Genomic DNA, 26,231 nt, shown 5'->3' on the forward strand with positions numbered 1-26,231 from the left:
TTAATGCTTCACAGAAATTTTCTCTTTAGATTCGTTTCAAGCGTTTTGATCTCCTCTCTTTTTTCCATAAAAGCCGTCAACAATTCTGCTTGATTTTTTGATCGGTGAAGATTTTGTTCCACGTAATCTACTTGATAATAAGTGTTTCCCTGGAGGTGGTCCGTTAGAAAGCGAAGGCCCATGATAAGTGTCATCATTTCAGCGCCAAATGACAGAGAGTTTAACTCTTCCTCAGTAACATGCCCCGCAAGGACGGTATAAAAACCTTCAAGAAGTCCTTCATATTTGACCATGTCGATCTTTATTTTTCCCCAGTCTAAAGAAGATTCATCTCTGGTACAGGCCACTGTGCGGGCAAGGTCTCCAAAATCATAGAACACGAAACCGGCCATAATGGTATCCAGATCTATTACTGCATTGACTTTCTTCAAGTCTTCACTAAAGATCAGGTTGTTTATCTTGGTGTCATTATGGGTTGCCCTGAGTGGTAACTTATTACGGTAAATCCCATATTGTTCGAGTAAATCCTTGCGCGTTTCATAATAGGCAATCATCTCTCTGGTTTCCTCATCTATTTCAATGGCTGGGGCTTTTAATGCGGCATCAAATTGACTATAGCGCCATCCGAGGTGATGGAAATCCTGAATGGTATCCTGAAGTTTGTTGGAATCTGTAGGTAAAAAGACCAGTACAAAATGAGCAAAGGCTTCCGCTGCTTTGCTTGCCTGCTCTTTATAGTCAATATCATCTCTGGTTACACCATTGACGAAGGGAAAAAGCCTGTATAGGCCTCCATCCAATTCTGTAAATAGGCCCCCATCAATGTTGGGAATAGGGAGGGGCAATACAAAAGGAATGTTGGCAGGGTCAAAATTATCAAGTAGGTAGCCCAGGTTATTTGAAATCCGTTCTGGGTATTTAAAAACGGTATCATTAAATTCCTGTAATATAAAGGACTGGGTGCTGCTTTCCACCTTGTACGTTTTATGGATATGTCCCGAGCCAAACCTATTGGCAATCAGGTTGTCTGCATCTAACTTATAGGCAGCTTTGAGCGCATCCAATATTGTATCTTTCATAGTAATAATTCGAAGTTCTTAGAAGCTAAAGAGATTTAAGTTGGCCCTTTGGCATTTCCAAAGGGTAAATTTACAATACTTTTAAATTATATATTATTGAAAGGGTTTATATTTACCTTTGTAGTCTTTTGAAACACTTTAAAAGGGTAAATACTTCCCGTTCCACAAATATTTAAAGGAATTAATTAAAATAATTGAAAAAGTTTTATTTATTTAGAAAAATTTTCTTCTTACTCGAAGGTTGAAAAGTTAGTTTATAGCCATTATTCGAAAAAATTAAAATATAAATACTTCATCATGAATATTTCAATCCTTGATTGGGCAATAATCATTGCATTTTTTATTATTTCCATGCTAATAGGGGTATACGCCTCTAAAACAGCGGGTAAAAACGCTAAAGAATTCTTCCTTTCCGGAAGGAATATGCCATGGTGGTTATTAGGTGTTAGTATGGTGGCTACTACCTTTTCAGCAGATACACCCAATTTGGTAACCGATATTGTTAGAAAAAATGGTGTTTCAGGTAACTGGGTTTGGTGGGCTTTCCTATTGACAGGGATGTTGACAGTCTTTGTTTACGCAAAACTTTGGAGAAGATCTGAAGTCACTACTGACTTAGAATTTTATGAACTTAGGTATGGAGGTAAAGCCGCTGCTTTTTTAAGAGCATTTAGGGCTTTGTATCTGGGTGTCTTTTTCAATGTGGTGATCATGGCAACGGTTTCCCTTGCTGCGATTAAGATCTTTGGCGTGATGCTAGGGCTTAGTTCGATTGAAACGCTTTTGATTGTCTCTGTGGTTACTGTGTTTTATAGTTCTTTGGGAGGTTTAAAAGGTGTTTTGCTTACTGACTTTTTTCAGTTTTTCATCGCCATGGCTGGTGCCTTCGGTGCAGCCATTTATATTGTTACCTTGCCTGAAATTGGAAGTCTTGATGCATTGTTGACACATCCAAATGTAGTGGGTAAACTAAATATCATTCCAGACTTTAGTGATTGGAACGTATTGATACCTTTATTTATAATGCCTTTGGCCATACAGTGGTGGGCTACATGGTACCCAGGTGCAGAGCCAGGTGGTGGAGGTTATATCGCTCAACGAATGTTATCAGCCAAAGATGAGAAAAATGCGATTGGTGCAACATTGTTGTTTAACATCACCCATTATGCCATTCGACCTTGGCCTTGGATTATTATTGCTTTGTCTTCCCTCATTCTTTTCCCTCAGTTGAGTGATATGCAGGCGGCTTTTCCTCATATTGAAGAGAGCAAGCTTGGAGATGATTTAGCTTACTCTGCAATGCTTACCTTCCTTCCTAAGGGGCTTATTGGGATTGTGTTAGCATCGTTGATCGCCGCAGTAATGTCTACCTTGTCAACACACCTTAACTGGGGTTCCTCTTATGTAGTTAACGATTTTTACGCTAGATTTATTAAGCCAGAGGCTTCTGACAAAGAACTTGTTGCTGTTGGTAGAATTTCTACCGTTGGGCTTATGTTGCTTGCCGCATTATTGGCCACAGTGCTTTCCAATGCCCTTGAAGCTTTCAATATCCTGTTACAGATTGGTGCAGGTACAGGTTTGATATTTATCTTACGTTGGTTTTGGTGGAGAATAAATGCTTATACTGAAATCTCTGCAATGATCGTTTCCTTTATAGTGGCGATTTATTTTGAGTCAATTCACAACAAATTAGGCTTTTGGCCTATACCGGAAGACATGGGTTACCTGAAATTACTTTTGGGTGTATCTATAACAACGATTACTTGGGTGTCTGTAACCTTATTGACCAAACCAGAGGATGATGAAGTACTAGTGGCTTTCTATAAAAAAGTAAGGCCAGCATCTTATGGTTGGAAAAAATTATTGATCAAACACCCTGAGGTAAAAGAAGAAGTTGGTCAACTGCCTATGGAAATAGGATTGATGCTGATAGCTTCAATTATGGTCTTCTCGGCTTTATTTGGTGTAGGGTTCTGGATTTATGGCGAAACAATACCTGCTATCATTGCTACAGCTATTACAATTGCTGGTGGTGTGCTAGTTTATAAAGGTTGGAAAAAAATGAGGTAATCCTAAAGGGATTGCTTTTTACAGATTATGACCAGAAATAAAGGGTGTTTCCACTTATTAATAGTTGGAACACCCTTATAGCAGTTGAATATTTAAGTCATTCCAAAAGAAAACTTATGGCTAATAAAACGGCTGAAATATTAAAAGACAATAACCTAAGAGTAACCAGTTGCAGGAGAGATGTGCTTTCAACTTTTCTTAACAGGAAAATAGCCTTGTCTCATGCTGACCTTGAAGATGCATTAAAGGATAATTTTGATAGGGTAACTATTTATAGAACGCTGAAAACGTTTTTGGAGAATGACCTTGTTCATAAAGTGCTGGACGATACTGGGGCTGCCAAATATGCACTGTGCAACCATAGTTCAGATGTCCCTCACCATGATCACGAGCATGTACATTTCAAATGTGAGAAGTGTGGGAATACAAGTTGTTTGGATGAAATTTCCCTCCCAAAGGTATCACTACCGAAAGGCTATGAGCTAAGGGAAATGAATTTATTGATTCAGGGAATTTGCAACAAGTGCAAATAAAAATTAAAAGGCTATTGGTTTCTTTTCCTTCTCATCTGAAGGCCAAACGATACCTGGTGGTAAATCTATAACAGGTGGTGTATTGTCTTCTACTCCGCCATCACCATCTTCATCATTGTTTTTCCGGTTTCGTTTGATTTTAGACCTAGTAAGTGTGGCCACAAAGTATATCAATACCACGTAGGCTACACCACATAAAATCAAATCTATCACCAGGCTATTCATCATATCGAATGTTTAACCAATAAGTTACAATAATAATTTGAATAAATCAACTCGTTGGTCTGAGGTTTAATCTGTTATATTGGATTCTTAGTTGAATTAAAGTGGCTAAGAAGCGGTTTTTCTTCATAACAATTTGACAAGCTGAATACTTGATTAAAGGCTCCGTAATAGGGGAGTTATATTGCTGGTGGAGGAAGATGAAGATTGATTTCACCTTTATTTATAAAAAGGGTAGTATTTCACATGGATTTGAAACCATAATGGATGTATTCAAGTGGTTTTAGGTTGGATTGAAAGGGCTTTAGTAAGTTTTTGGTATTATCTTCTTTGGCACAAAATGGAGGAAAATTGTCTTGGAGACATCTGATAGGGCTTTATGGGCAGCAAAAATTATAAAAAAATAGAAAGGGATAGGCAATAAACTTGCTATCTAATGGATAAGGTAAGATATTTGCGCAGCAAAATGAATAATTGATAATGATCGTAAAAACAAAAAAATATAAACTGGAAACAGGTACCTATATCAAACAGGGATTAAAAAACATATTAAAACAACAGTGGTGGGTGGTATTGATCGCTATAGCCATTGCTTGTGGTTATTTTTGGATACCCTCATGGTGGTGGATTAGCATGGCCTTATTGGCCTACACCTTGTATTGGCTTTTTTGGGTAATACAGTTTGCAGGTGTAACCCAGATGGAGCAGAATAAGGTAATGTTTGAGCGGCTTTCTTATGAAATTGACAGTCGTCAGGTACTTATGAAAATCAATAGCAAACAGGGAATGCCTATTAAATGGGAAATGATAAAAGAGGCTCAGGTAAAAGATGATGCCTATATCCTTGTTTTGTCTAAGGCTCAGTTTATCCACCTTCCTTTTAGAATTTTCAACACGCAAAACGAAGTAAAATTTGTTGAGACGATATTGAAACGCAAAGGGTTTTTAGCATAAGACTTCTACAAAATCACTGATAATAAAAAGGGCAGATATTTAGAATATCTGCCCTTTTTTGTGCCTATTGATGTGTTTTCAGCTTAGCGGAAACTATCTGCTTCTCTGTAAGCTTGAATTACAGCTTCTTCACCTTGCTTGCCGGAACTGAAATTTCCATGTTCCATGCCACATACCCCTTTGAAACCTTTTTCGTAAATGTATTTAAAAACATTTTTGAAGTTGATTTCTCCGGTTCCTGGTTCTTTTCTTCCTGGATTGTCTCCAATTTGTATATAAGCAATCTCTTCCCAACACATTTCCATCAAAGTAATGAGGTGACCTTCATTTTTTTGTTGGTGGTAGATGTCATACAAGATCTTACAGCTAGGGCTATCAACTCCCTTACATACAAGGTAAGTTTGAGGGGAATACCTTAAGTATAGATTTGGATTGTCACTAAGAGGCTCCAATACCATTGTTAATCCATGTGGCTCAAGGATCTCTGCACCTTTACGAAGTGCTTCTATAACATTAGCCGTTTGGATATCAAGGGGTAAATCTCTCTGAAAATCGCCGGGAACTACAGTGGTCCACTTTGCATTTACACGTTTAGATGTTTCTACTGCCTTTTTACATCCTGCCAGGAAGATGTCCACATACTCCTGCTTTCCAGCAGCCAGGGTGTTGGCACCATTTCCTCCTTTGTCCAGAACGAAAACGCCCATGGTCATTCCTAGCTTTGCAAGGTGATTGCCAATCTTCTCCTGCATTTCAGGAGTTCTTTTCATCATCCCATTGTCTTCCAGACTTCTAAAACCTCTTTCGTGCATGTAAGTTATCTGGTCCAGGAGATCTTCTCCGGCTAGGTTTTTAAACATGCCAAAATGTGGCGCATAGTCTAGATTGAAAGTAGCATCTGCGTCAAAATTGTTTGCCTGAGCAGCCTTACTGGTACTAACACCGGCTATGCCAGCTGCAGCGGTTCCCAAGGATACGTTTTTAATAAATTTTCTTCTTTCCATCAGCTTACACTACTTTAGTTTGACCAGGAATTGCATAAGGGTAAAAACCATCTTCGTTTGGAAGAACTTTTGGCAAAGCATCCCAAGCCAATGTATCTGGTTTAAGGTTTACATTTGAGTTTATACCTTCTTCCCAAGTGACTGGTTTTCCGGAATAAGTTGCATAACGACCTAAAATAGAGGTCATGGTACTTTTAGCAGCATTCTCTGCATCAGCAAATTTGTACTCACCTTTTACAACCGCATCAAATAACATGTCATGCTCCACCTGATAAGGATTTGCATTGCCTGTTCCATCATGGTCATATAGGCTGTTTCCTTTAAGGTCAGTCAATTTACCAGTATGTCCGGCGTTCATGTAGGCTTTACCTTTTGTGCCTTGGAAGCTTTCATCTACCCTGTTGTGAGCACCTGGGAAATGTCGACATTCACTGTGAATTACTGTTCCATCCTCATAGGTGAACAAAATCACATGGTGGTCAAAGATCTCTCCATTCTCCTTGCCTCTTCTAACGGTTCTTCCACCTGTTCCTTCAGCTTTACTGGGTAACCATTCTTAACCCAGTTGGCAACATCCAGGTTGTGTACGTGCTGTTCTGTGATATGGTCACCACATAGCCAGTTGAAATAGTACCAGTTTCTCATTTGGTATTCCATCTCAGTTTGTCCTGGCTGACGTTCTCTTACCCATACACCACCGTCATTCCAAAATACCTGGCCACCTATAATATCACCAATTTCACCATTATGGATACGGTCTATGGTCTGTATATAATTGTCTTGATAGTGTCGTTGAAGGCCTACTACTACATTTAGTTTTTTGGCTTTAGCTATCTTTGCAGCTGCCAAAATTCTACGGATACCAATGGCATCTGTAGCTACAGGTTTTTCCATGAAAATCTGCTTTTCAAGGCGTACAGCTTCTTCAAAATGATCAGGTCTGAAACCAGGAGGAGTAGCGATAATCACCACGTCTGCATCTTTCATGGCATGTTTGTAGCCATCAAAACCCACAAATTTCTTCTCTTCAGGAACGACTACTTTATCTTTGCCATATTTTTTTAGGATACGCTCATGGCTTTGATCCAAACGATCTTTGAATGCATCGGCCATTGCTACCAACTTGATGTTTTGTCCGGTTTCAAAGGCCTGGAAGACTGCTCCAGTACCTCTACCACCACAACCAATGACAGCGATCTTAATGGCGTCATCACCTGCAGCATGGGCTCCAGGAAGTGTGAAAGGGCTTAACATGGCGCCGCCAGTTATTATTGCCGAAGTTTTAATGAAATTCCTTCTTTCGTTACTATTATTTTCTTTCATTATTCGTTGAGTTTATTTTAATAATCTTCCATCGGCTCGCTGCCGTAATATTTTTCTATGAATTCTGCACTTGGCGTGGTAAGTGGTCTTACGACTCTCATTCCTAAAAATGGTGCCTCAGGAAACCACCATTGGCTTTTAGGGATTTGTGGGTCTATTCTTTTCCATTCTGGTGTGCTGGCCGCACGTTTGCTACTGGTCATTTCTTCTGGACTGCTATCATAACTGCCTCCCCTGATTACTTTAGGATAAAGCTCTTCAGATAAGTGTAGTGGATTGTCTGTGGAGGCCCCTCTGCTTGCATAAGCACCTTCCTCATAATGATCCATTGTCCATTCATTTACATTGCCAAGGATATCATATAGCCCCCAAGGGTTTGATTTCTTTTGACCTATTTTCTGAGTAGTCCCTTCACTGTTTTCGGCATACCAGGCATATTCGCCTAGTTTAGATGGATCATCTCCGAAAAAATATTTCGTATTTGTTCCTGCCCTGGCGGCATATTCCCATTCAGCTTCTGTAGGCAATCTAAAAAAGACACCTGTTTTAAGGTACAACCACCTGCAAAATTGAATGGCGCCATATTGGGTCATTGCGATTGCTGGTTTGTGCTCTTTTCCCATTCCGAAGGTCATGTCCAGGTAAGGAATAGAAGGTCTTGTTAAGCCGTCTATTTTTGGGCTTAGAGGGCCTTCACTAGAGGAGGCTTCAAAAACTTTTGTCTAAAAATAATTCGTAAAGATCCCAAGTAACTTCATGGGATGCCATCCAAAACGGATCGACATTAACCTCGTGTATTGGCGCTTCATCTGAAGCACCATTGTCACTTCCCATTTTAAAGCTTCCTTCAGGTATGGGAACCATATCAAATGAGATACCTGTTCCAGGAATCTCTTGTGAATAGGGCTCAAAGGACTTATTAAAATGATAGGCACTTGCTACAAACAAGACGGATGAAACAGAACTCACAAATAAAGTTCTTTTTAATAATTTTAACATGGATTAGGCTTAGGTATTCTTTTAATTAACTATTAGTAATTTACTTCAATTTTTAATATAAAATAATTGAATGCTTAAATTACCTTAATTTTTTAAATATTGAAAGTTTCTATTAGTGGGACGGTAGCTTCATCTTTTTAACCCAGTTTGAAACATAGGTGAATGGAGTGTAAGGAGACGAAATTGAAGTGGTTATATCCCAATATGGCATGTTTTATGTCTATTTTGGGAGATAATAGGGGTCTTTCAGTGAAAAAAATCCTTTGTTGGTATTTAACTTAACCTTAAAAAAATTTGTGAGGCAGTGTGACAGATGGCTTTCAGGATTAAAATTATAGGAATAAACATGGCTTAGCATACCCGCCTAAACATTTTGACGACTTTCATTAACACTAAGAGATTATTGCGTGTAGAGTGTTGAATGGTGTGGCGTGTAATTCCTTATTTCTTTCTCAATCTCCCTGGCAATCTGGGCGTTGAAATGGACAGGATCTCGGAAGTTCTGTGGATCTATGATTAATTCTGAATCATAATTGAAATCAAATACGTCCCCAAGTGAACGCATATCACTATGAAATCTATCGGTATATTCCTTTAAGTCATATTCTTTGAGCACATCATGGTAATCTTGATGCAATGGGGGAATCCAAAATATTAACTTAATACCTTCATTTTTACAGTATTCAGCTATTTCGCTGAGCTGTTTCTGGTATTCATCTGGGTAGGTAATGTTTTGGTAAAACTTATCTGTTTCTTGAAGCTTCTTCTTCCAGTAGTATGCTTTAGCCTCTGGGTCTTCAACCTCTGGTTCTGGTTCTTTTTCTGGAGCGACCAATGATTCTGCTAATGCTACTGTCGCGTTGAAGGTATATTTATTAAAGGCGTAAGTAAAATAGTTTCCTTTTCTGGAAAGTGTTTCTTCCACCCAGAAACGCCTGTTAAATTTATTGTATAGATTAAGGTTGATTCCTATCAGGACGGTGTCTGGCTTTACTATTTCTGTTGCCCACCAAAAAGACTGTATCATTTCTTTTAAGCTTGCTCCGCCATAGGCTAGATTGGCCCATTGATCTTGATCCATGGCGTCGTAAAGTCCATTGCTTCTGGAATCTCCAATGACCCAATTTTTTTTGGGTCATTTTCAAATGCAATAATTTTGTACAGATGGGGTTCAATGTCCTGGGCGATCGTCTTTCTCTTTTCTTCACTGGTTATACTAAAACCGTTTAAATAGTTGAAAGGATCTATAAATGCTATAATTAGGCTGTATACAACAAAAGGAATTACAAAATACAGACTATTCCCTATGAATCTTCTCATGACACTTAAAATTGAAAATAGATGAACTCTTGTTGAACGCCATTCATAATGAAACAGAAGATGATTATAGCATAGTAAAATGACCACCTAACTGCTTTCGGGGTTCTAAGAGGGTTTAGTTCCAAACCATGACTTTTCTCTCTTTGTAACCACTCAACAATAATGAAGCCGATTAGTAAAAAGAACAGGTAAATCAAATGGTTGCCTGTATTCATGCTCCAGAAATCCTGTATTGGAAGTACGAAGAATTTTAGTGAAAAGATGATAGAAATATAATCAAAGGCCATGGCCAAGCTGTCTGCTCTGAAAAATATCCAGGCAAATACAGTAAGAAGGAAAGTAGTGCCCATTTGAAAGGCTTCTTTAAGGCTTGGCAGGTATTTTCCAGCCGCAACTGTGTCGGTTGTGTGTTTTCTGTTCTTCTTTGTTAACAACAGGGGCAAGTAAAAAACCGCATTTAATGCTCCCCAAAATATAAAAGTCCAATTGGCTCCATGCCAAAATCCACTTACAATAAAAATTATAAATATGTTTCTTATCGCATGCCCTCCTTTACTTCCGCCCAATGGTATGTATAAGTAATCCCTAAACCAGGTAGAAAGAGAAATATGCCATCTCCTCCAAAACTCGGCAATGTCTCTTGAAAAATAGGGGAATGCAAAGTTTCGTTTTAAGTCAAAGCCAAATAATCTTGAAGCTCCTATGGCAATGTCTGAATAGCCTGAGAAATCACCGTATATCTGAAAGGCAAACAATACCCCTCCAAGTAATAATGTAAAACCTGAAAAGGACTGGTAATCATTGAAGATGTCATTTACGTAGATGGCGCAATTGTCTGCTATTACGATTTTTTTAAATAAGCCCCATAGCATTTGACGTAAGCCGTCACTGGCTTTGGTATAGCTGAATTCTCTTTTTTTGAAAAATTGTGGCAATAGGTTTGTTGCCCTTTCTATAGGTCCCGCCACTAGCTGTGGGAAGAAACTTACATAAGCGAAAAATGCAATAGGTTCTGAGACTGGCGCTAATTTTTTACGGTAAACATCAATGGTGTAACTCATTGTCTGGAAGGTGTAAAAACTAATCCCTACAGGCAATATTATGTTTAACCTTGCAGGATCCATAGAATTCCCAAACAATGTGAAGGCATCTGCAAAGCTCTCCGCAAAGAAATTGTAATATTTAAAAAAGCCTAAAAACCCAATATTTACGCATAAACTAATAAATAGTAGCCATTTTCGATGTGACTTATTCTCCCGCTTTCCCAGCTGTAAACCTATAATAAAATCAACAAGTGAGCTGAAAAATATTAAGGATAGAAATCGATAATCCCACCAGCCATAAAAAACATAACTGGCAATCAAAATCCAGAAATTTTGAATCTTTATATTTTTATTAAAGACGAACCAATAAATTAAAAATACAAGAGGAAGGAAAATCAGGAATTCAATGGAATTGAATAACATGAAACGAGATGTAATTAGGTAGGTTTACAATGCTTAATTTAGCCTGATAGGTACTAAATTTCAATCCATAACTAAAATGGATTATGGTACAAAACTATATATAAAATTCATTTATTTTACATCTTTAAGGGAAAAAATTCATTTATTCATATAATTGATTGCATTTTATCCCTTCTTTAACTCTAAAAGATATTTTCCCGTGTAATTATTTGGCTCGTTCATTAAATTTTCTGGAACTCCTTCAAAAACCACATAGCCACCTTTCTCGCCTCCTTCTGGTCCTAAGTCGATTACCCAGTCCGCAGCCATGATTACTTCAGTGTTGTGTTCAATGATAATTACAGTATGTCCCTGATCTATCAGCGAGTTGATAGAGAAGAGCAATTTCTTTATATCATGAAAGTGTAAACCAGTGGTTGGCTCATCGAAAATGAACAATATTTTCTCCTGTTTTTTGGAATCATTTTTCCCTAAAAAGGAAGCTAATTTTACCCTCTGCGCCTCACCACCACTTAGGGTATTCGACGATTGGCCAAGACCAATATAACCAAGACCTACTTCCTGGAGTGGTCTTAACTTCTGGATAATTGCCTGTTTTTCACTAAAAAAGTCCATCGCTTCATCAATGGTTAGGTCTAAAACCTCCGAAATGTCTTTTCCATTGTATTTGGCATCTAAGATCTCATTTTTAAAACGCTTTCCTTTGCATGATTCGCAGGTAAGGTAGATGTCGGCCATAAACTGCATCTCGATCTTTTGTGTGCCCTCTCCCTGACAAGCTTCACACCTGCCGCCATCTACATTGAAACTGAAGAAAGCTGGTTTGTAGCCCCTCTGCTTAGAGATTGGAAGTTCTGAATAGAGTGCTCGAATGCCGTCATAAGCCTTGACATAGGTTACAGGGTTGGACCTGGAGGATTTGCCTATCGGATTTTGATCCACAAATTCTACCCTGTTAATGTTCCTATAATGTCCTTCAATTTTGTCAAACCGTCCTGATTCTTCATTTACGGTTCCAAGTATTTTTCCGATTGCGGGGTACAATACTTTTTTGACCAAGGTAGATTTCCCTGAACCACTAACGCCCGTAACAACTGTTAATATCTCTAAAGGTATCTTAACGGTTAAATTTTTAAGGTTATTTTCTGATGCGCCTTTAATTAAGATGTATTCAGACCATTCTCGGTTGTGGATTTTGGCGCTTATGGACTCTTCACCACTTAGGTATCTTGAAGTATGGGTGTTCCCTGCGGCCATTAATTCTTTCAGCGTACCTTGAAAAACAAGTTCTCCGCCATGAACTCCTGCGTCTGGTCCGATATCGATTACCTGGTCAGCCGTAAGGATGATTTTCTCCTCATGCTCCACTACGATCACAGTATTGCCTAAATCCCGTAGTGCCTTTAATACAGTGATTAAACGCTCTGTGTCTCTCGGATGTAATCCTATACTAGGTTCATCCAGTATGTACATAGATCCTACCAATGCGCTGCCCAATGAAGTAGCCAGTTTTATACGTTGAAACTCTCCACCTGACAAAGAAGAGGTTAACCTGTTAAGGGTTAAATATCCAAGTCCTACCTGATCGAGGTACTCAAGACGGTTAATGATTTCTTGTAGCAACCTTTTGGATACATTTCTCTCGGTCTCCGTAAGTTCTAAGGTTTCAAAGAAGGGAAGTGCCTTGTCTATTGGCAGTAACACCATATCCGTAATGGATTTATTCGCTATTTTAACATAAGAAGCGTCTTTTCTTATCCTTGTTCCCTTACAGTCCGGGCATGCAGTTCGTCCTCTAAACCTGGAGAGCATTACCCGATACTGGATTTTATGTAGCTTGCTTTCGAGGAAAGCAAAAAAATCGTTTATGCCTTTAAAATACTTATTGCCTGTCCAAAGGATCGCCTTGTCTTTTTCATCAAGGTCTTCGTAAGGTCTATGAATGGGAAAATCGAATTTTATTCCATCCTTTAAAAGTGGTTCTAACCATTTTCTACTCGTTTCTCCACGCCACGGTGCAATGGCTCCTTCAAAAATGGATATGGTCTTGTCAGGAATCACTAAATCTGGGTCTATTCCCAGAACGGAGCCAAAGCCTTCACAAGTTCTGCAAGCGCCATATGGATTGTTAAAACTAAAAAATTCACGGTGGGCAATTCGAAATGAATGCCATCCAGCTCAAATTTATCACTAAAGGTTCTTACTGCTTTGTCGGGAACAACGATTTTGCACTCACCCAAGCCTTCAAAGAAAGCAGTCTGAATACTGTCTGCAATTCTAAATTGATTGCCTTCGTCTTCTTTCATTACCGATACCCTATCAATAAGGATCTCAAAACTGCCTTTCGGTAATTTTTCTACTTCTAACAGGTCTTCTACAAAGGATACCTCACCATCTACCAGCACGCGGGTAAAGCCTTTTTGCAACAAGACTTCCAATTCCTTTTCTCTTGCCCTCTCAGCACTGAAATGCAGTGGGCAACTTATCATGACCTTATCACCTTCCTCGAAGTCATGGATATAAGCCACTACGTCGGTTACGGTATGGTGCTTTACTTCTTCCCCACTTATGGGGGAGATGGTCCTGCCTATCCTGCTAAATAAAAGCTTAAGGTAATCGTAAATCTCAGTAGTAGTACCTACCGTGGATCGAGGGTTTTTAGTGTTAACGCCTTGCTGGATAGCGATGGCTGGTGATACCCCTTTAATGTATTCTACCTCGGGCTTCTCCATTCGGCCTAAAAATTGTCTGGCATAGGAGCTTAAGCTTTCCACATACATCCGCTGTCCTTCTGCAAAAAGAGTGTCGAAAGCCAGGGAAGATTTTCCCGAACCTGATAAGCCTGTAATGATGATCAGCTTATTCCTGGGAATGGCTATGCTTAGACTTTTAAGATTATTGACCCGAGCATTCTTTATTATAATAAAAGACTTTGGATCCAGGTCTTCGAGAGATGTGCTTTTTTTGACAGTAGTACTACCCATAACATGCAAAGATACCAACCCAAACCTATAAATGATAAAATGTTATTGAAAAAAAAAGACCGACAGTCATATAGTTGACTGTCGGTCCTGTAAATCGCTTTCTGCTATTTATCTTTTAAAGCTCTTGCGAGCAAATAATGGCGCATTTGGCCATTTTATCTTTTCATTATTTTATAAGTTTTTTTCGATTTAGTAGTTTGAATAGTTACCAAATAATGGTTGCTAGGAAATTGACGCATATCAATTTGGTATCTTTTGTCGCCAACTTTCTCGACTAAAGGTTGAGCCCTCACTCTTTGATCCTGACTCGTAAGTTCTACACCCAAAATGCCATCTTCTGAATCTACAAAGAGTAAGTCCATGGTTGGGTTTGGAAAAGGAATCAACTTATCGGTGATTGAGTTGTTCTCAACCCTAATTACATCAGAATAGGTGAAAGTGTCGTCCAGGTCAACTTGTTTTATCCTGTAAAAAGTATAAGTGTTTTCAAAAGAATCATCAGTATACTGATATTGAACTTCATAGTCACTATTTCCCTGGGCTTCAATTTCTTCACCAAATTCTTTCCAGTTGAATCCATCATTGGATCTTTCTAAGACGAAATGGCTGGTATTTTTTTCTTGTAAAGTGCTCCATTTAAGGCAATTGTTGTCCGCACATGACTGTCCAAGAAAATCGCCCCATTCCAGAGGAAGTACTAACAATGACTCATCGTAACCAAAAATAATCGATTGGTCACCACCTAATTCATAATAATCTAAAATCAATTCTAAAACGCCTTCCTCTGTAATTTCCAACCGGTAAGTATCGGCAGTTGCTTTTTTACCGCCTGCCTTTGCCCATTCGTTTATCACAGTGGTACCATTGATTGATAATCTGTAGCCATCATCTCCATTGACGTTAAAGTCATAGGTGCCTGGCTGAACGTCCAATCGCATTCTATATTGCACTGTGAAGTTTGACATTTGGGAATTACATCCAACACCAGCAGGGAAGTTTTGTGTAAATACAGAATCTTGAAAAACTCTTCCTGAGTAATTGGAGGTAGCAAAATTTCTAGGTGCATCATAAGTATGACCTATCCACTTATTGATACCAAATTCAGTACGGTCCAAATCGGCAATTGGATTCATGATTACTTCCAATACATTGGTAAAAACATCAACATCTGTAGTTGTCAAATCATCTTCTATAATCGTATTGGTTGCACCTCTTCTATAGAACCTTGCACCTGTCCAGCTCTCGTCATTATAAGCTGGGATTTTATAGTCTTTATCCGTCGCGCCTGGGATGGTAGTCCAAACAGTTGATTCGTCATTGGTAGTGGCATACTGCCAAAAGTATTCGGTTACTTCACCGTCAGCGAATACGGCAGGTCCTTTTGAACTGATGATGGTGGGGTCAGGATTGATTCCACAAAATGCAACTGATCCTGAGGCATCAGCTCCCATTTTTATCTCGCCAGGTCCGAAATACAATTCAATTTCAAAAGCAAATCTATTGGCACCGTCTTTTTCATAATAGTTCAATTGCATGAACCATTCCTGAGCGGCTTCCATTTCTATATAGTAATTCCTGATATTGTTCTCATATACGAAGTTATCGACACCGTCATACAATAAGGTATCCGAATCATTCTTAACCCAGTTTTTATGAATCAGATTATCTCCATTGACATCTTGTGCAATACTTCCGTTTTCATTACCATAGTCTGAAAACATTTTAAAATAAGAACCATCATCACTGCCGATTTGGATACGAAAAATTCCATTTTCTGTAGGAACATACCTGCCACGCATATGAACACCGAACTGGTTAAATTGGGTATCACATCCACCTGTAGTTGTAGGACTAATGCCAGTTTGAAAAAACAGGCTGTCTGATAGATAACCATTGCCAGGATTTGGATCACTAAAACGAGTGTCAAAATTCACCCCTGAAACAGGTAGAAAATTAGCTCCATCTCTTAATAGCATTCCCTTGTATTGGCCTCCTACACCTCCATAGGTTTTTTTAAATTCTGATGGCTCGTTATGGCCCGCATTTGCACCATTTGGATTGTAGTCTGCTGTCAATTGATACACATAGGCATTCCAAACATTGGTTGGATAACCATATTCCCAGCCATCTCCCCATGGGCTTGTAAGGGTTACAGGCTCAGTATTGCTACATGCCAATTGACCAAAACTTTGTACTGAAATAGATAAAAATAATACGGTGGATAAAACTACGCTGTTAAAATAGTTTCTGTCCTGGTTTACTCCTCTCAAAATCCCCTTCATTTCTAAAAATATTTAATGATGATAGACTTTTAATCTGCTGTTAAAATACAAATTTATGCATTTGAGATTAAAAGACAAGGGAATCAGGCATTTATTTTTGATAAAATGCTAAAAAAGATATTTAAAATTCATTTATCTGTGTTTATTTCTGTGGTCTAAGTACGGTTTTAGCATCATAAACTGTTTGAATTTCGCGTAATAAGTGATGTCGTGAATGCTTTGAACTTCATCAAAAATGGCCTTGGCTTTGTTTAAATCCCCTTTTCGATAAGCATCCAAAGCATAAGGCAATGAAGCATAGGCTCTTTGTACCTTCAAATCTTCTTCTACCTGTAATTCCCCTTGACGTTGTAAACTAAAATTCAAACTGTCCTGACTTACCAAGACACTTTGCATGCCGATGGCTTTTTTTAACACCAATCCCGCCAGATCTGTACACCGGCTAAGGGCTACATAGACTTGTCCTGCTTCAAATGACCTGTCAATTTCCACTATGCATTTCTCAAAGGTAAGTCCCTGACTTTTATGTACCGTGATGGCCCAGGCAAGCTTCAGCGGAAACTGGGTAAACCTCCCAATAACCTTTGCATCTACTTGTTTCTCCTGTTCATTGTATTGGAAATCTACGTTTTCCCAAACCTCCCTTTCAACTTCGTAAAAGGTGCCATTATTCGCTTCCACCCGGATTTTATTTTCATGCATTTCTACTACTTTCCCAATCATTCCATTGTAGTATTTTTTTTCGGGATTGTTGCGCATGAAAATTACCTGTGCCCCGACTTTCAATGTGATGTCTAAAGGGTCAAATGGAGCCATACTAGTAGGGAAATCATCTTCAATATCGGCTTTGAATACCTTTTCCTCACTTTTTATAAGCTCTAATTTTTGCTTATTGATCTTATGAATATTGAAATTATGGGTTCCCAGTATAATATAGCCTTGGTCCAAGAGGTCAAAGTGGTAGTCGGCCGCTCGCTTGTTTAAAAAACTAATGTCTTCATAAGTATGCTTGCTCTCCCTTATTCTGTTTAATAGGTCTTTGAAGACGGTGTCCTTTTGCCGGTATATTTTTTGTAACTCAATATGAAAAGGCATTAATTCTTTAAAGCCATAAGAACTAAAGAAAAAGCGTGTCTCATATTTAGTGGCGAGTATGGACCAGTCTTTGTCTTTTACTATTGGAGGCAATTGAAAAGGGTCTCCAATCAGTATAAGCTGCACCCCACCAAAAGGCAGGTGCGGTTTTCTTCTAAATACGCGCAATATTTGGTCAATAATGTCCAGTATCTCCACACGAACCATGGAGATTTCATCAATAACTAGTAAGTCCAATTGACGAATCACAGTCAACCTGCTGCTGGTATATTTGAAGGTGTCAAAAATATTTTGCTTCGAACCACTCGCTTGAAGCCTGGGATCATCTGGTAGAAAAATCTGTCTTGGGTCAATTTTAAAAAAGCTATGGATGGTTTTGCCTTTTGCATTTATGGCGGCCACTCCTGTTGGTGCAACGACCACCATGTTCTTGGTAGGGTTAAATTTTCTCAGGGTATGTAGAAAAGTAGTTTTACCTGTTCCCGCCCTACCTGTCAGAAAAAGTGATTTGTTAGTATGCAGGGCAATTTCAAGGGCCTGGATAAAAGGCTCATTGGTCATGTCCAAGCCTTTGGCTTCAAATTCTTGACGGAAAAACGATTTTAAAAAAGACATGAAGTAAATTGTTTGTTAAATAGATGCTTAAAATTATTAATAATTTTATCGCTTTCGTATATATTGTAAATTATTGACAAAACTAAAATACTTGATAAGTATTAAATTAAACCTCAGTTGACAATGGATCTGGTATTAAATATTTTAAAAATAATATTAAGTATCATCAGTATTTTGGCTGTAATAGCATCAAAACTAAAGGTCAGTAATTGGTGGATTCGAGTATTCGATTTTCCTCGGATTCAATTGTTGTTAATGGCGACCTTGGCAATAGTTCTTTTTTTAATGCCTTTTTCTGAGTTTACTACCTTTAACCAAGTTTTTTTGGCAATGGTGGTTTTTTCCTGGTTTTATCAAGCCAGAAAAATTTTCCCCTACACCGTTGTTGCTGGAAAAGAAGTGAAACACGATAAGACCAGTAATCCGGATAATGAAATCGGCATTTTGGTAAGTAATGTGCTCACGCCAAACCGACATGTTGAAAAGTTAATCAATCTGGTAAACAAACACCAGCCTAACCTGGTGTTGACCTTGGAATCAGATAAGTGGTGGGAGGATGAAATGTCCGTTTTGGAAGAAGAATACAAGTACCAGGTTAAAATACCTTTAGATAACCTTTACGGTATGCACTTGTACTCCAATTTGGAATTGAAGGATACCAAAGTGCTTTTTTTAGTAGAAGACGATATTCCTTCCATTCACACCACGGTAATCCTTCCCTCAGGAAAACCCATACAAATTCATTGTATTCACCCCGAACCACCAAGCCCCACTGAAAGTGACACCTCTCTTCCTAGAGATGCTGAATTGCTGATTGTTGGCAAGAATGTGAAAGACGCAGACCTACCGACTTTGGTTTTTGGAGACCTGAATGATGTGGCCTGGTCAAGAACAACACGCCTTTTTCAAAAAATTAGCGGGCTTTTGGACCCCAGAAAAGGTAGGGGTTTTTTTAATACCTACAATGCAAAACACCTTCCCTTTCGATGGCCTTTGGATCATATCTTTCACTCGGAGGATTTTGTGCTCAGGAAAATAAGAAGACTTCCTTCCATATCTTCTGACCACTTTCCTATTTTTATTAAACTGAAGCTGAAGCCTAATAATGGACAGGAAGACAAAGAAGAGGCGTTAGACAAAGATGAAAAGGATTGGACAGAGGAAACGATAGGAAAAGCCAAACCAAATATTTTGACGATATAACCCGAGTACCAGGTTATGGAAAAAGTAGCCTTACGTACCTAACCGGATTCTAAGATATTGATAAGAACCGTTTTGAAGTTAACTTATCTCGAGATTTTGTCAGGGTTGTGCTCATTCTTTTTAATAGGGGCTGTCGCCCTTGGCTACAAAAAAAACACAGTCAAAATCTACAAGAAAAAGAATGGTAAGCTATAAATGGTAGCCCTCGCAGGTTTTTAAAACATGCGAAGGCTATGAGAGCTATGCTTCTCTATAGGGAATGTATTGCCTCAAATAATTCCGAGAGGTTAAAATGGCCATATTGACATCGGCTTCGGATTTTTCGTAGGCCTTGTCTTCTACTTCTATGCAGCAGGGGCCTCTGTAGCCCACATCGGTAAGCGCAGCAAAAAAGCGACCCCAGGGAACATCTCCTAAGCCAGGTATTTTAGGTGAATGGTATTCCAATGGATTCGCAAGGATGCCTACTTTGTTTAATTTGTCTTGGTAAACCTTTACATCCTTTAGGTGGATATGATGAAGGCGATCTTTGTAATCATAAATGGGTTGGACGGGATCCATCTGCATCCATACCAAATGGGAAGGATCATAATTTAACCCGAAGTTTTCATCTGGTATAATGGTAAACATCTTGTCCCAAATTGCCGGAGAAATGGCAAGGTTCTTTCCTCCAGGCCATTCATCGTCAGTAAAAAACATGGGGCAATTTTCAATGGCCACTTTAATGCCTTTAGAGGAGGCATGACGAATGATTTGAGGGAACCGTTCTTCAAAAAGCATTAAGTTATCCGACACATTCAAAGCAGGGTTCCTGCCAATGAAAGTATTGACCACCGGTATTCCCAATTTTTCTGCACCATCTATTACATCCATGATATGAGATAGTGCATTTTCTGCTACTTTTTCATCGGGATCCAAGGGGTTTGGGTAAAAGCCCAGTCCAGAAACATAAACCTTCTTTTCTTTCTGATAGTTTTTGATATGCTGGACCGTTTTTTCATCCAAATTGGCTACATCAATATGTGTTACCCCTGCATAGCGTCGTTCTGCTTTTCCTTTTGGCCAACACATGATTTCTACACAAGAAAATTGTTCTTTGGCGGCAAAATCAATTACTTCTTCAAAACTTTTTTCAGCCAAAATGGCACTTACAAAACCTAATTCAAGCATTTGTTTATTAATGGTTTATAATTTACATAATAATTCCGCGGCTTTGTCCAGGATGTCATCATCCTTTGCAAAGCAAAACCGCAGTAATTTATCATCTCTTTTTTCTTTATAAAAAACCGAAATGGGTACAGATGCCACCTTGATCTCTTTGGTCAGTCGAATGGCCAAATCGTAATCGTATTCATCGGTAATCCTTTCGTAAGAAGCAATTTGAAAAAAGCTTCCTTTCGAGGGTTTCAACGTAAACCTGGACCCACTCAAGGCATCATTGAAACGGTCTCTTTTCCGCTGATAGAAAGCAGACAATTGTTCATAATGCTCAGGTAGTCTCAAGAAGTCCGCCAAGGCATATTGCATAGGTGACACTGTACAGAAGGTGATGTACTGGTGTATTCGCTGGAATTCCTTGGTCAGGGCTGCTGGAGCCAGGCAATAGCCAATTTTCCATCCCGTAACATGGTAGGTCTTGCCTACCGAATTACATATAAAAGATTTCTCCTTTAATTCTGGGTGGCTCATCATGGAATGGTGAATTTCTCCATCAAACACAATGTGCTCGTAAACCTCATCGCTGATAATATAGATGTCTTTGTTGCGAACAATTTCAGCTAGACTGTCGAGATCTTCTTTGCTAAATACTGTTCCCACAGGATTGTGAGGCGAATTGACAATAACTGCCTTCGTTTTAGGAGATACCTTGTCCTTTACTTTTTGCCAATCGATTTTAAAATCCGGCGCATCCAGGGTTACAAATATTGGGATGCCACCATTAAGATCAATGGCAGGAACATAACTGTCATAGGCTGGTTCCAATACAATCACCTCATCTCCTGGGTAAACAACTGCGGTCACCGCACAAAATATAGCCTCCGTGGCTCCTGATGTAACGGTTACTTCTGTTTCTGGATCATAAGAAACCCCATAGACCCTGGCTGTTTTTTCAGCAATGCTTTCTCTGAAAACAGGTGCACCAGACATAGGTGCATATTGGTTATGACCATTTTTTAAATAATGGCAAACCAATTCACTAAGTTTCGGAGAGCAATCGAAACTTGGAAACCCTTGAGATAAATTATATGCGCCCTCATCTGTAGCCAATTTGGACATTACCGTAAATATGGTAGTGCCAACATAGGGCAACTTTGAGGGTAAATTTTTCCTTTTATCATAATTATTAAAAGTCCATCATAAAATATTTTGGACTGGAAATACAAAGTTTATTTAAAAGCAGCAACTCCGGCTCCAGCAATAATACCATCTTCTGGAGGGGCTGCTCCACTCACTCCAATGGCGCCTATGACCTGGTCTCCTGAAATTATTGGAAGTCCGCCTTCCATTGCCAATACTCCTGGCAGACTCAAGATATTTAATCTTCCTTCTGCTACCATGTCTTCAAATTCCTTGGTTGATCTTTTAAATTTTATTGCGGTTTCACTCTTTTCTAATGCGACATCAATGCTTCCGGTCTGGGTACCATCCATTCTTTTTAATAGCACTAAATCTCCGCCAGCGTCAACTATAGAGATAACAACAGTCCAATCGTTTGCCTTGGCTTTTGCTTCTGCAGCAACAGCTATCGTTTGGGCATCTTTTAATGACAACACTCTGGTGGTTTGTTGTGCGCTCGCAGAATAACTTACTACGGTGAATAACAGTATTAAAATTGATAATGTTAGCTTCTGCATCGTTGAGAAATTAGGTTCTAAAATGTTTAATCTTAAATATAATTAATAAACTGCAATTCTTAAATTTTTTATATTTGCCGATGGATCTAAAGCTGATTTAATTTATGAAAACCTACCAAAAAGAAATCAATTTACCCGCCTATAGAAGAGGTTTTCACCTCATAACCAGACATATTGTGGATAACTTCCAGGATTTGAGAAAAATTGAAAAAGGATGGCTGCAGGTGTGGATAAAGCATACTTCTGCTGGTTTAACGATCAATGAGAATGCAGATCCATCTGTAAGAGTGGACTTTGAAACCTTTACCAACTACCTTGTTCCTGAGGATTATCCTCATTTTGCCCATACGATGGAAGGGCCAGATGACATGCCTGCACACCTAAAATCAAGTATTTTTGGTGTTTCAGTACAAATTCCTGTTACTAGAGGGAAATTGAACTTTGGAACATGGCAAGGGATTTATCTTGGGGAATTTCGAAACCATGGGGGAGAGCGGAGCCTGGTACTTACTGTAATGGGAGAAGGGAAATAATAGATAAAAACACGCTGAAAACGGATTTTTATTACCTTATCCACAATTTTATCCACCAAAAGTTACCAACTGGTTAAAATTCAAGATCTTGGGTATTGCCAGAGTTCTTTCTGACTTTGAGATAAAATTAAAAGGAGCCAATCCTGTAATCTGTTTGGAGTTTGAAAGGTATTAGAGGGTCTGCCTTCAATGGCGATGACTTCACCGTCATGGGGGTTGATCCAATAGGCCGAAGTATCTTTCAAAATTGCCTTATTTAGGTTTAATTTTATTTTACTGCCCGTAGGCTGATAGACTAGGATACAGCTTTGGTCGGCCGTAGTCAAAGCCATTTTCTTTTGCGTGAGTGGCCAATTAATTCCTGAGAATATTTTTCCAGAAGTAAGCATTTGTTGCCATGGCAAACTCTCGAAAACCTGTCGTAATATTTTCATTTGCCTGGCTCCGGGGAGGTCAAGGGCTTCTTGCCAGGAAAGATGGGCACCAAATAAAGGGGTAGTATTAGCAGCATGCATTTGCCATACTTCATTGCAGCCATAAGTATATCCGGCAGCACCAGACAGCATACTCCAATATGCCGACAATCTAATGTCCGAAGCATCCAATCGTTGGAAATTCCACTTGTTCAATAAATTGGGTATGTTTTCATATCCTGGTTCACCATTGATAACCGGTCTCAGAGGTTGCCTCCTTCTGGCCTTGTTGACAACAGTGTATTCCCGAAAATTTTTCTGATGTCTGGACTGGAACATGTCCACTTGTAACCATGAGGATTTACCGAAAATATCACTTGCAATTACACCACCGTTGGGATGGTAAGTGAGGAGGCTATCCTTGTCAAATTCACGAATTCCTACAGCCATTTGTTCAATTATGGCTTCATCTTCTTTGTCTTGTGGAACCCTGTCTCCTCCAAGAACCCAGACGATATGCTGGTGCTTTGCATAACGTTTGGCCAAATCAGAACCAAAAACTTTGGCGTTTTCAGGTGTAAAAACTTCAGGGCCAGTGCCCCATTTTTTATTGAATTTATCTCCCCATGTAGGCAATAGGGCAAGGTACAAGCCCATTTCTTTGGCCAAGGCTATTACCTGATCCAGGTGGCTGAAATAAGCCTCATTTGGCTGGCAGGGGTCTAAATCTTTTAAGGGAAGATCACCATTGGCATTGGGTACCGTAAGGCCGTCCAATTCTGCCAATATTACCGTCTGAATAATGGTAAATCCCTTATCAACCCGATTTTGAAAATAGATTTGGGTTTCAGCTAAAGTTAACCTGTGGATAAGCTCCCAGGCTGTATCTCCTAACCAGAAGAAAGGATCACCATTCTGATAGGTCAGGTAGCGTCCATTTTCTCCAATCTTAAGGGCCGACAGATTTGTCTTCATTACAAATGTTGCATCCAATTAATGCAGCTATTAGGCCAATCTTTTTGAGAGCCTTCTTTGTTGAGAGAAAGTGAATATCCATGTTGACCTACAGGGTACAAGTGCATTTCTGCAGGAATGTTTTTGGCGACCAAACCTTCATAAAACATTAAGCTGTGTTTAACAGGTACTCCTTTGTCGTCCTGAGAATGAAAAAGAAAGGTAGGGGGTGAATCTGCTCTTATTTGTTCTTCATTGCTGAAATATTTAACCCATTTGGCTTCAGGCGTTTTTCCTATCAAGCTATTTCTAGAACCAATATGTGTGAATTCCTCGTTAAATGAGATTACTGGATAGCCTAAGATCATGAAATCAGGACGGCAGGATTGCTGCAAAATGGGGTCATCTGATCCTGGATTGCCTGAATCAAAGTGAGTTCCTAAAGTGGAAGCCAGGTGTCCTCCAGCTGAAAATCCCATAATACCAATCTTGTCTGGATCTATGTTCCATTCTTCAGCATTAAGTCTTACCATTCTGATGGCCTGTTGTCCGTCGGACATTGGTACCAGGTGAGGACTAGTTTGTGTTTCCGCAGAGGGCAACCTGTATTTCAAAACGATGCCAGCAATGCCATGGCTGTTTAGCCATTTGGCAATATCAGTACCTTCCCAATCATAAGCCAAAATACCATATCCACCACCAGGACAAATGATAACTGCTTGACCATTGGCAGCACTCTTGGAGGGTAAAAAGACTTCTATTTGAGGGGTTTGAACGTTACTAATACGGATAATCCCATCAACTTTTGCTACTTCTTTTACCTGAGTGATTTTTTTAAATGGTATTTCTCCCGGGTAAATGTCCATTACAAGTGGTTGATTTTGGGCATTTAAAGATCCCATTATAAAAACGAAACTAAAAACTAGAAAAAGCTGATTCATTGAGAGGGTATGGTTTATTTATTTAAATGCATTTAACATCAGGGCTGCCCCATAGGCTGATCCTAATGGGAAATCAGAAAATTCGAGTTCATATCCTTCCAATAGGGCATTTAGAAAACGGATAAACACCTTATTGTAGACAAAACCGCCATCAATATACACTTTTTTTATAGGTGTTGCACCTTTAGCAAGCATCAATGAGGCCACCTGCATCTTGGCCAGGCCAAATATCAAGTGGTGATAGGCTTGCTCAAAATCAGAAAAAGAAGATATGTCCCAATTGTTCTCTGGGAATATTTCGGCTACCAATGGCGTTCTTGCGATTGCTTCAGGATAAAATTTTCCTGAGAGCTCACCACTCAAGAGCTGATTGACTAACGCTTCATTGGGCAATATGTCTTTGTAATATTTTGGCTCTTTACCGAAAGCCTTGTTCATCTTTTTCAATTGATTGTCCAATTCATAGCCAAGGAAAAAACGACTGGCTTTAACAGTCTTACCATGGATGGATAGAAAATTCAGGCAATCATTTTGTAGTTCTTTGAATGTCAGCTCTCTTTGTGGGAAAGGGTTAAGTGATATGCTCCAGGTGCCCGTAGAAATCAGTAGAAAAGGGTCTTTGATTTTGATCAAATAGGAGGCTAAAGCAGAGGAAGAATCATGAATGCCAACGCCTATTTTTACTTTTTGACCACAGATTTCTTTCTCAAAACTATGGTTCGTAGGTACTTGGCGAGGTAATTTCTCAGCAATTCCTTCTTCATATACCCACTCATGATAGTCTCCTTTAGGAAAATCCCACATTTTGGTATGGCAGCCAATAGAAGTAGGTTCGGTGACGGCTTCGCCAGTAAAGAGATAGGAAATGTATTGAGGGAGATGTAAGGAGTATTTGATTTTTTTGAATACTTCAGGTTTTTTCTTTTGAGCCAATACAATTGCAAACCAGAATTGAGCATGCCTAGTGTAGGTGAGGCTGTAGTCTGATTGATACTTTCTTCTGGATATTTGCTGTAAAATTCCTGGTGAACATCCTCAGGAAAATCCTTGAGGTAGTTGTAAATTGGCGTTACAGGTTTGCCATCTTCTCCAATAGAAACGAAGGTGGCACCATAAGTAGAGAAATTCAATGCCTTGATCTCATATTGAGGGTCCTGGCACAATTTCTCTACATTTTCTTTGGCCCATTCTGTGATTTTTTCTAAATCGTCACATTCAAATCCGTCGTCATCTTTTATCGTCGGAAACTGTACATATTCTTCCTTGATTTCATTTAGATTTTCATCAAATAGAAAAAATTTCTTGTTCGTTTTTCCTATATCAAAAATGGCAGTTACCGGAATGGGCATTGTCGTCTTGTATTTTATTGAATGTATTGATTTA

General features: G+C 39.1%; 19 protein-coding genes and 4 pseudogenes. 5 read left to right on the top strand and 18 right to left on the bottom strand.

The genetic code is table 11. From position 1 onward, the window contains the following. Positions 1-8 precede the first annotated feature (8 nt). Positions 9-1,079: a phosphotransferase enzyme family protein gene (locus tag ADICYQ_RS20735; RefSeq protein WP_020890004.1), complete on the bottom strand. Its 1,071-nt coding sequence runs from the start codon at positions 1,077-1,079 to the stop codon at positions 9-11. Positions 1,080-1,376: 297 nt separating this feature from the next. Between ADICYQ_RS20735 and ADICYQ_RS20740 the strand changes: the two genes are divergently transcribed. Beyond that, positions 1,377-3,152, top strand: a complete 1,776-nt coding sequence (locus ADICYQ_RS20740) for a sodium:solute symporter family protein (RefSeq protein WP_020890005.1) — start codon at positions 1,377-1,379, stop codon at positions 3,150-3,152. Positions 3,153-3,268: 116 nt separating this feature from the next. Continuing rightward, positions 3,269-3,685, top strand: coding sequence for a Fur family transcriptional regulator (locus ADICYQ_RS20745; RefSeq protein ID WP_020890006.1), 417 nt, complete (start codon positions 3,269-3,271; stop codon positions 3,683-3,685). A gap of 3 nt (positions 3,686-3,688) precedes the next feature. Here the strand turns inward: ADICYQ_RS20745 and ADICYQ_RS20750 are convergent, their stop codons facing one another. Next, on the bottom strand, positions 3,689-3,910 hold the full coding sequence (locus ADICYQ_RS20750; protein WP_020890007.1) for a hypothetical protein: 222 nt from the start codon (positions 3,908-3,910) through the stop codon (positions 3,689-3,691). 477 nt (positions 3,911-4,387) lie between these two features. On the opposite strand from ADICYQ_RS20750, the gene ADICYQ_RS20755 reads away from it, so the two are divergent. Further along, positions 4,388-4,861 carry a YcxB family protein gene (locus ADICYQ_RS20755; RefSeq protein ID WP_020890009.1) on the top strand — a complete coding sequence of 158 codons (474 nt, stop codon included), beginning with the start codon at positions 4,388-4,390 and terminating at the stop codon, positions 4,859-4,861. A gap of 83 nt (positions 4,862-4,944) precedes the next feature. Here the strand turns inward: ADICYQ_RS20755 and ADICYQ_RS20760 are convergent, their stop codons facing one another. The 9 genes and pseudogenes from ADICYQ_RS20760 to ADICYQ_RS20800 all read right to left on the bottom strand — a co-directional run bounded on the left by ADICYQ_RS20760 (position 4,945) and on the right by ADICYQ_RS20800 (position 17,949). Next, positions 4,945-5,865, bottom strand: coding sequence for a hydroxypyruvate isomerase family protein (locus tag ADICYQ_RS20760; RefSeq protein ID WP_020890010.1), 921 nt, complete (start codon positions 5,863-5,865; stop codon positions 4,945-4,947). Positions 5,866-5,869: 4 nt separating this feature from the next. After that, a pseudogene (locus tag ADICYQ_RS20765) lies at positions 5,870-7,188 on the bottom strand (Gfo/Idh/MocA family protein). A 17-nt stretch (positions 7,189-7,205) separates the two neighbouring features. Then, positions 7,206-8,187, bottom strand: a pseudogene (locus ADICYQ_RS20770) (formylglycine-generating enzyme family protein). Between the two features lie 400 nt (positions 8,188-8,587). Then, entirely contained in the window at positions 8,588-9,268 is a 681-nt protein-coding gene (locus ADICYQ_RS20775; RefSeq protein WP_020890016.1) for a polysaccharide deacetylase family protein, read from the bottom strand. Next, positions 9,241-9,507, bottom strand: coding sequence for a hypothetical protein (locus ADICYQ_RS20780; RefSeq protein WP_020890017.1), 267 nt, complete (start codon positions 9,505-9,507; stop codon positions 9,241-9,243). Before ADICYQ_RS20780 ends, ADICYQ_RS20775 begins: the two co-directional genes overlap by 28 nt. Positions 9,508-9,512: 5 nt before the next feature. Further along, positions 9,513-10,973: an MBOAT family O-acyltransferase gene (locus tag ADICYQ_RS20785; RefSeq protein ID WP_020890018.1), complete on the bottom strand. Its 1,461-nt coding sequence runs from the start codon at positions 10,971-10,973 to the stop codon at positions 9,513-9,515. Positions 10,974-11,138: 165 nt separating this feature from the next. Next, a pseudogene (gene uvrA, locus ADICYQ_RS20790) lies at positions 11,139-13,957 on the bottom strand (excinuclease ABC subunit UvrA). 155 nt (positions 13,958-14,112) lie between these two features. Then, on the bottom strand, positions 14,113-16,239 hold the full coding sequence (locus ADICYQ_RS20795) for a PA14 domain-containing protein (RefSeq protein ID WP_020890021.1): 2,127 nt from the start codon (positions 16,237-16,239) through the stop codon (positions 14,113-14,115). A gap of 132 nt (positions 16,240-16,371) precedes the next feature. Further along, positions 16,372-17,949: an ATP-dependent DNA helicase gene (locus tag ADICYQ_RS20800; RefSeq protein WP_020890022.1), complete on the bottom strand. Its 1,578-nt coding sequence runs from the start codon at positions 17,947-17,949 to the stop codon at positions 16,372-16,374. Between the two features lie 123 nt (positions 17,950-18,072). Here ADICYQ_RS20800 and ADICYQ_RS20805 point away from each other — a divergent pair, with 123 nt between their 5' ends. Beyond that, positions 18,073-19,152 carry an endonuclease/exonuclease/phosphatase family protein gene (locus tag ADICYQ_RS20805; protein WP_040417326.1) on the top strand — a complete coding sequence of 360 codons (1,080 nt, stop codon included), beginning with the start codon at positions 18,073-18,075 and terminating at the stop codon, positions 19,150-19,152. Between the two features lie 240 nt (positions 19,153-19,392). Here the strand turns inward: ADICYQ_RS20805 and ADICYQ_RS20810 are convergent, their stop codons facing one another. The 3 genes and pseudogenes from ADICYQ_RS20810 to ADICYQ_RS20820 form a co-directional block, all read right to left on the bottom strand. Then, positions 19,393-20,322 (bottom strand): sugar phosphate isomerase/epimerase family protein, encoded by a 930-nt coding sequence (locus ADICYQ_RS20810; RefSeq protein ID WP_020890024.1) that lies wholly within the window; start codon positions 20,320-20,322, stop codon positions 19,393-19,395. A gap of 15 nt (positions 20,323-20,337) precedes the next feature. Continuing rightward, positions 20,338-21,477, bottom strand: a pseudogene (locus tag ADICYQ_RS20815) (methionine aminotransferase); the annotation flags it as partial. 62 nt (positions 21,478-21,539) lie between these two features. Continuing rightward, entirely contained in the window at positions 21,540-22,007 is a 468-nt protein-coding gene (locus ADICYQ_RS20820) for a GlcG/HbpS family heme-binding protein (protein WP_040417327.1), read from the bottom strand. A gap of 104 nt (positions 22,008-22,111) precedes the next feature. Here ADICYQ_RS20820 and ADICYQ_RS20825 point away from each other — a divergent pair, with 104 nt between their 5' ends. Next, positions 22,112-22,540, top strand: a complete 429-nt coding sequence (locus tag ADICYQ_RS20825; protein WP_020890027.1) for a secondary thiamine-phosphate synthase enzyme YjbQ — start codon at positions 22,112-22,114, stop codon at positions 22,538-22,540. Positions 22,541-22,620: 80 nt separating this feature from the next. Here the strand turns inward: ADICYQ_RS20825 and ADICYQ_RS20830 are convergent, their stop codons facing one another. Genes ADICYQ_RS20830 through ADICYQ_RS29065 form a run of 4 tightly spaced genes read right to left on the bottom strand, consistent with a single transcriptional unit; the run spans position 22,621 to position 26,197 of the window. Next, the gene (locus ADICYQ_RS20830) at positions 22,621-23,928 is read right to left on the bottom strand and encodes a glycoside hydrolase family 140 protein (RefSeq protein ID WP_020890028.1); all 1,308 of its coding nucleotides are present in this window, start codon (positions 23,926-23,928) and stop codon (positions 22,621-22,623) included. Next, positions 23,928-24,848: an alpha/beta hydrolase gene (locus tag ADICYQ_RS20835; RefSeq protein ID WP_020890029.1), complete on the bottom strand. Its 921-nt coding sequence runs from the start codon at positions 24,846-24,848 to the stop codon at positions 23,928-23,930. Before ADICYQ_RS20835 ends, ADICYQ_RS20830 begins: the two co-directional genes overlap by 1 nt. 18 nt (positions 24,849-24,866) lie before the next feature. After that, positions 24,867-25,481 (bottom strand): acetate and sugar kinases/Hsc70/actin family protein, encoded by a 615-nt coding sequence (locus ADICYQ_RS30425; protein WP_020890030.1) that lies wholly within the window; start codon positions 25,479-25,481, stop codon positions 24,867-24,869. 47 nt (positions 25,482-25,528) lie between these two features. Continuing rightward, positions 25,529-26,197: an FGGY family carbohydrate kinase gene (locus ADICYQ_RS29065; RefSeq protein WP_020890031.1), complete on the bottom strand. Its 669-nt coding sequence runs from the start codon at positions 26,195-26,197 to the stop codon at positions 25,529-25,531. Positions 26,198-26,231: the final 34 nt, after the last annotated feature.

The organism is Cyclobacterium qasimii M12-11B (assembly GCF_000427295.1).
GTDB lineage: Bacteria > Bacteroidota > Bacteroidia > Cytophagales > Cyclobacteriaceae > Cyclobacterium > Cyclobacterium qasimii.

Excerpts from the sequence above, each read along its gene's own strand:
- ADICYQ_RS20735 (WP_020890004.1), bottom strand. The coding sequence starts at position 1,079 with ATGAAAGATACAATATTGGATGCGCTCAAAGCTGCCTATAAGTTAGAT.
- ADICYQ_RS20740 (WP_020890005.1), top strand. The coding sequence starts at position 1,377 with ATGAATATTTCAATCCTTGATTGGGCAATAATCATTGCATTTTTTATT.
- ADICYQ_RS20745 (WP_020890006.1), top strand. The coding sequence starts at position 3,269 with ATGGCTAATAAAACGGCTGAAATATTAAAAGACAATAACCTAAGAGTA.
- ADICYQ_RS20750 (WP_020890007.1), bottom strand. The coding sequence starts at position 3,910 with ATGAATAGCCTGGTGATAGATTTGATTTTATGTGGTGTAGCCTACGTG.
- ADICYQ_RS20755 (WP_020890009.1), top strand. The coding sequence starts at position 4,388 with ATGATCGTAAAAACAAAAAAATATAAACTGGAAACAGGTACCTATATC.
- ADICYQ_RS20760 (WP_020890010.1), bottom strand. The coding sequence starts at position 5,865 with ATGGAAAGAAGAAAATTTATTAAAAACGTATCCTTGGGAACCGCTGCA.
- ADICYQ_RS20775 (WP_020890016.1), bottom strand. The coding sequence starts at position 9,268 with ATGGATCAAGATCAATGGGCCAATCTAGCCTATGGCGGAGCAAGCTTA.
- ADICYQ_RS20780 (WP_020890017.1), bottom strand. The coding sequence starts at position 9,507 with ATGAGAAGATTCATAGGGAATAGTCTGTATTTTGTAATTCCTTTTGTT.
- ADICYQ_RS20785 (WP_020890018.1), bottom strand. The coding sequence starts at position 10,973 with ATGTTATTCAATTCCATTGAATTCCTGATTTTCCTTCCTCTTGTATTT.
- ADICYQ_RS20795 (WP_020890021.1), bottom strand. The coding sequence starts at position 16,239 with ATGAAGGGGATTTTGAGAGGAGTAAACCAGGACAGAAACTATTTTAAC.
- ADICYQ_RS20800 (WP_020890022.1), bottom strand. The coding sequence starts at position 17,949 with ATGTCTTTTTTAAAATCGTTTTTCCGTCAAGAATTTGAAGCCAAAGGC.
- ADICYQ_RS20805 (WP_040417326.1), top strand. The coding sequence starts at position 18,073 with ATGGATCTGGTATTAAATATTTTAAAAATAATATTAAGTATCATCAGT.
- ADICYQ_RS20810 (WP_020890024.1), bottom strand. The coding sequence starts at position 20,322 with ATGCTTGAATTAGGTTTTGTAAGTGCCATTTTGGCTGAAAAAAGTTTT.
- ADICYQ_RS20820 (WP_040417327.1), bottom strand. The coding sequence starts at position 22,007 with ATGCAGAAGCTAACATTATCAATTTTAATACTGTTATTCACCGTAGTA.
- ADICYQ_RS20825 (WP_020890027.1), top strand. The coding sequence starts at position 22,112 with ATGAAAACCTACCAAAAAGAAATCAATTTACCCGCCTATAGAAGAGGT.
- ADICYQ_RS20830 (WP_020890028.1), bottom strand. The coding sequence starts at position 23,928 with ATGAAGACAAATCTGTCGGCCCTTAAGATTGGAGAAAATGGACGCTAC.
- ADICYQ_RS20835 (WP_020890029.1), bottom strand. The coding sequence starts at position 24,848 with ATGAATCAGCTTTTTCTAGTTTTTAGTTTCGTTTTTATAATGGGATCT.
- ADICYQ_RS29065 (WP_020890031.1), bottom strand. The coding sequence starts at position 26,197 with ATGCCCATTCCGGTAACTGCCATTTTTGATATAGGAAAAACGAACAAG.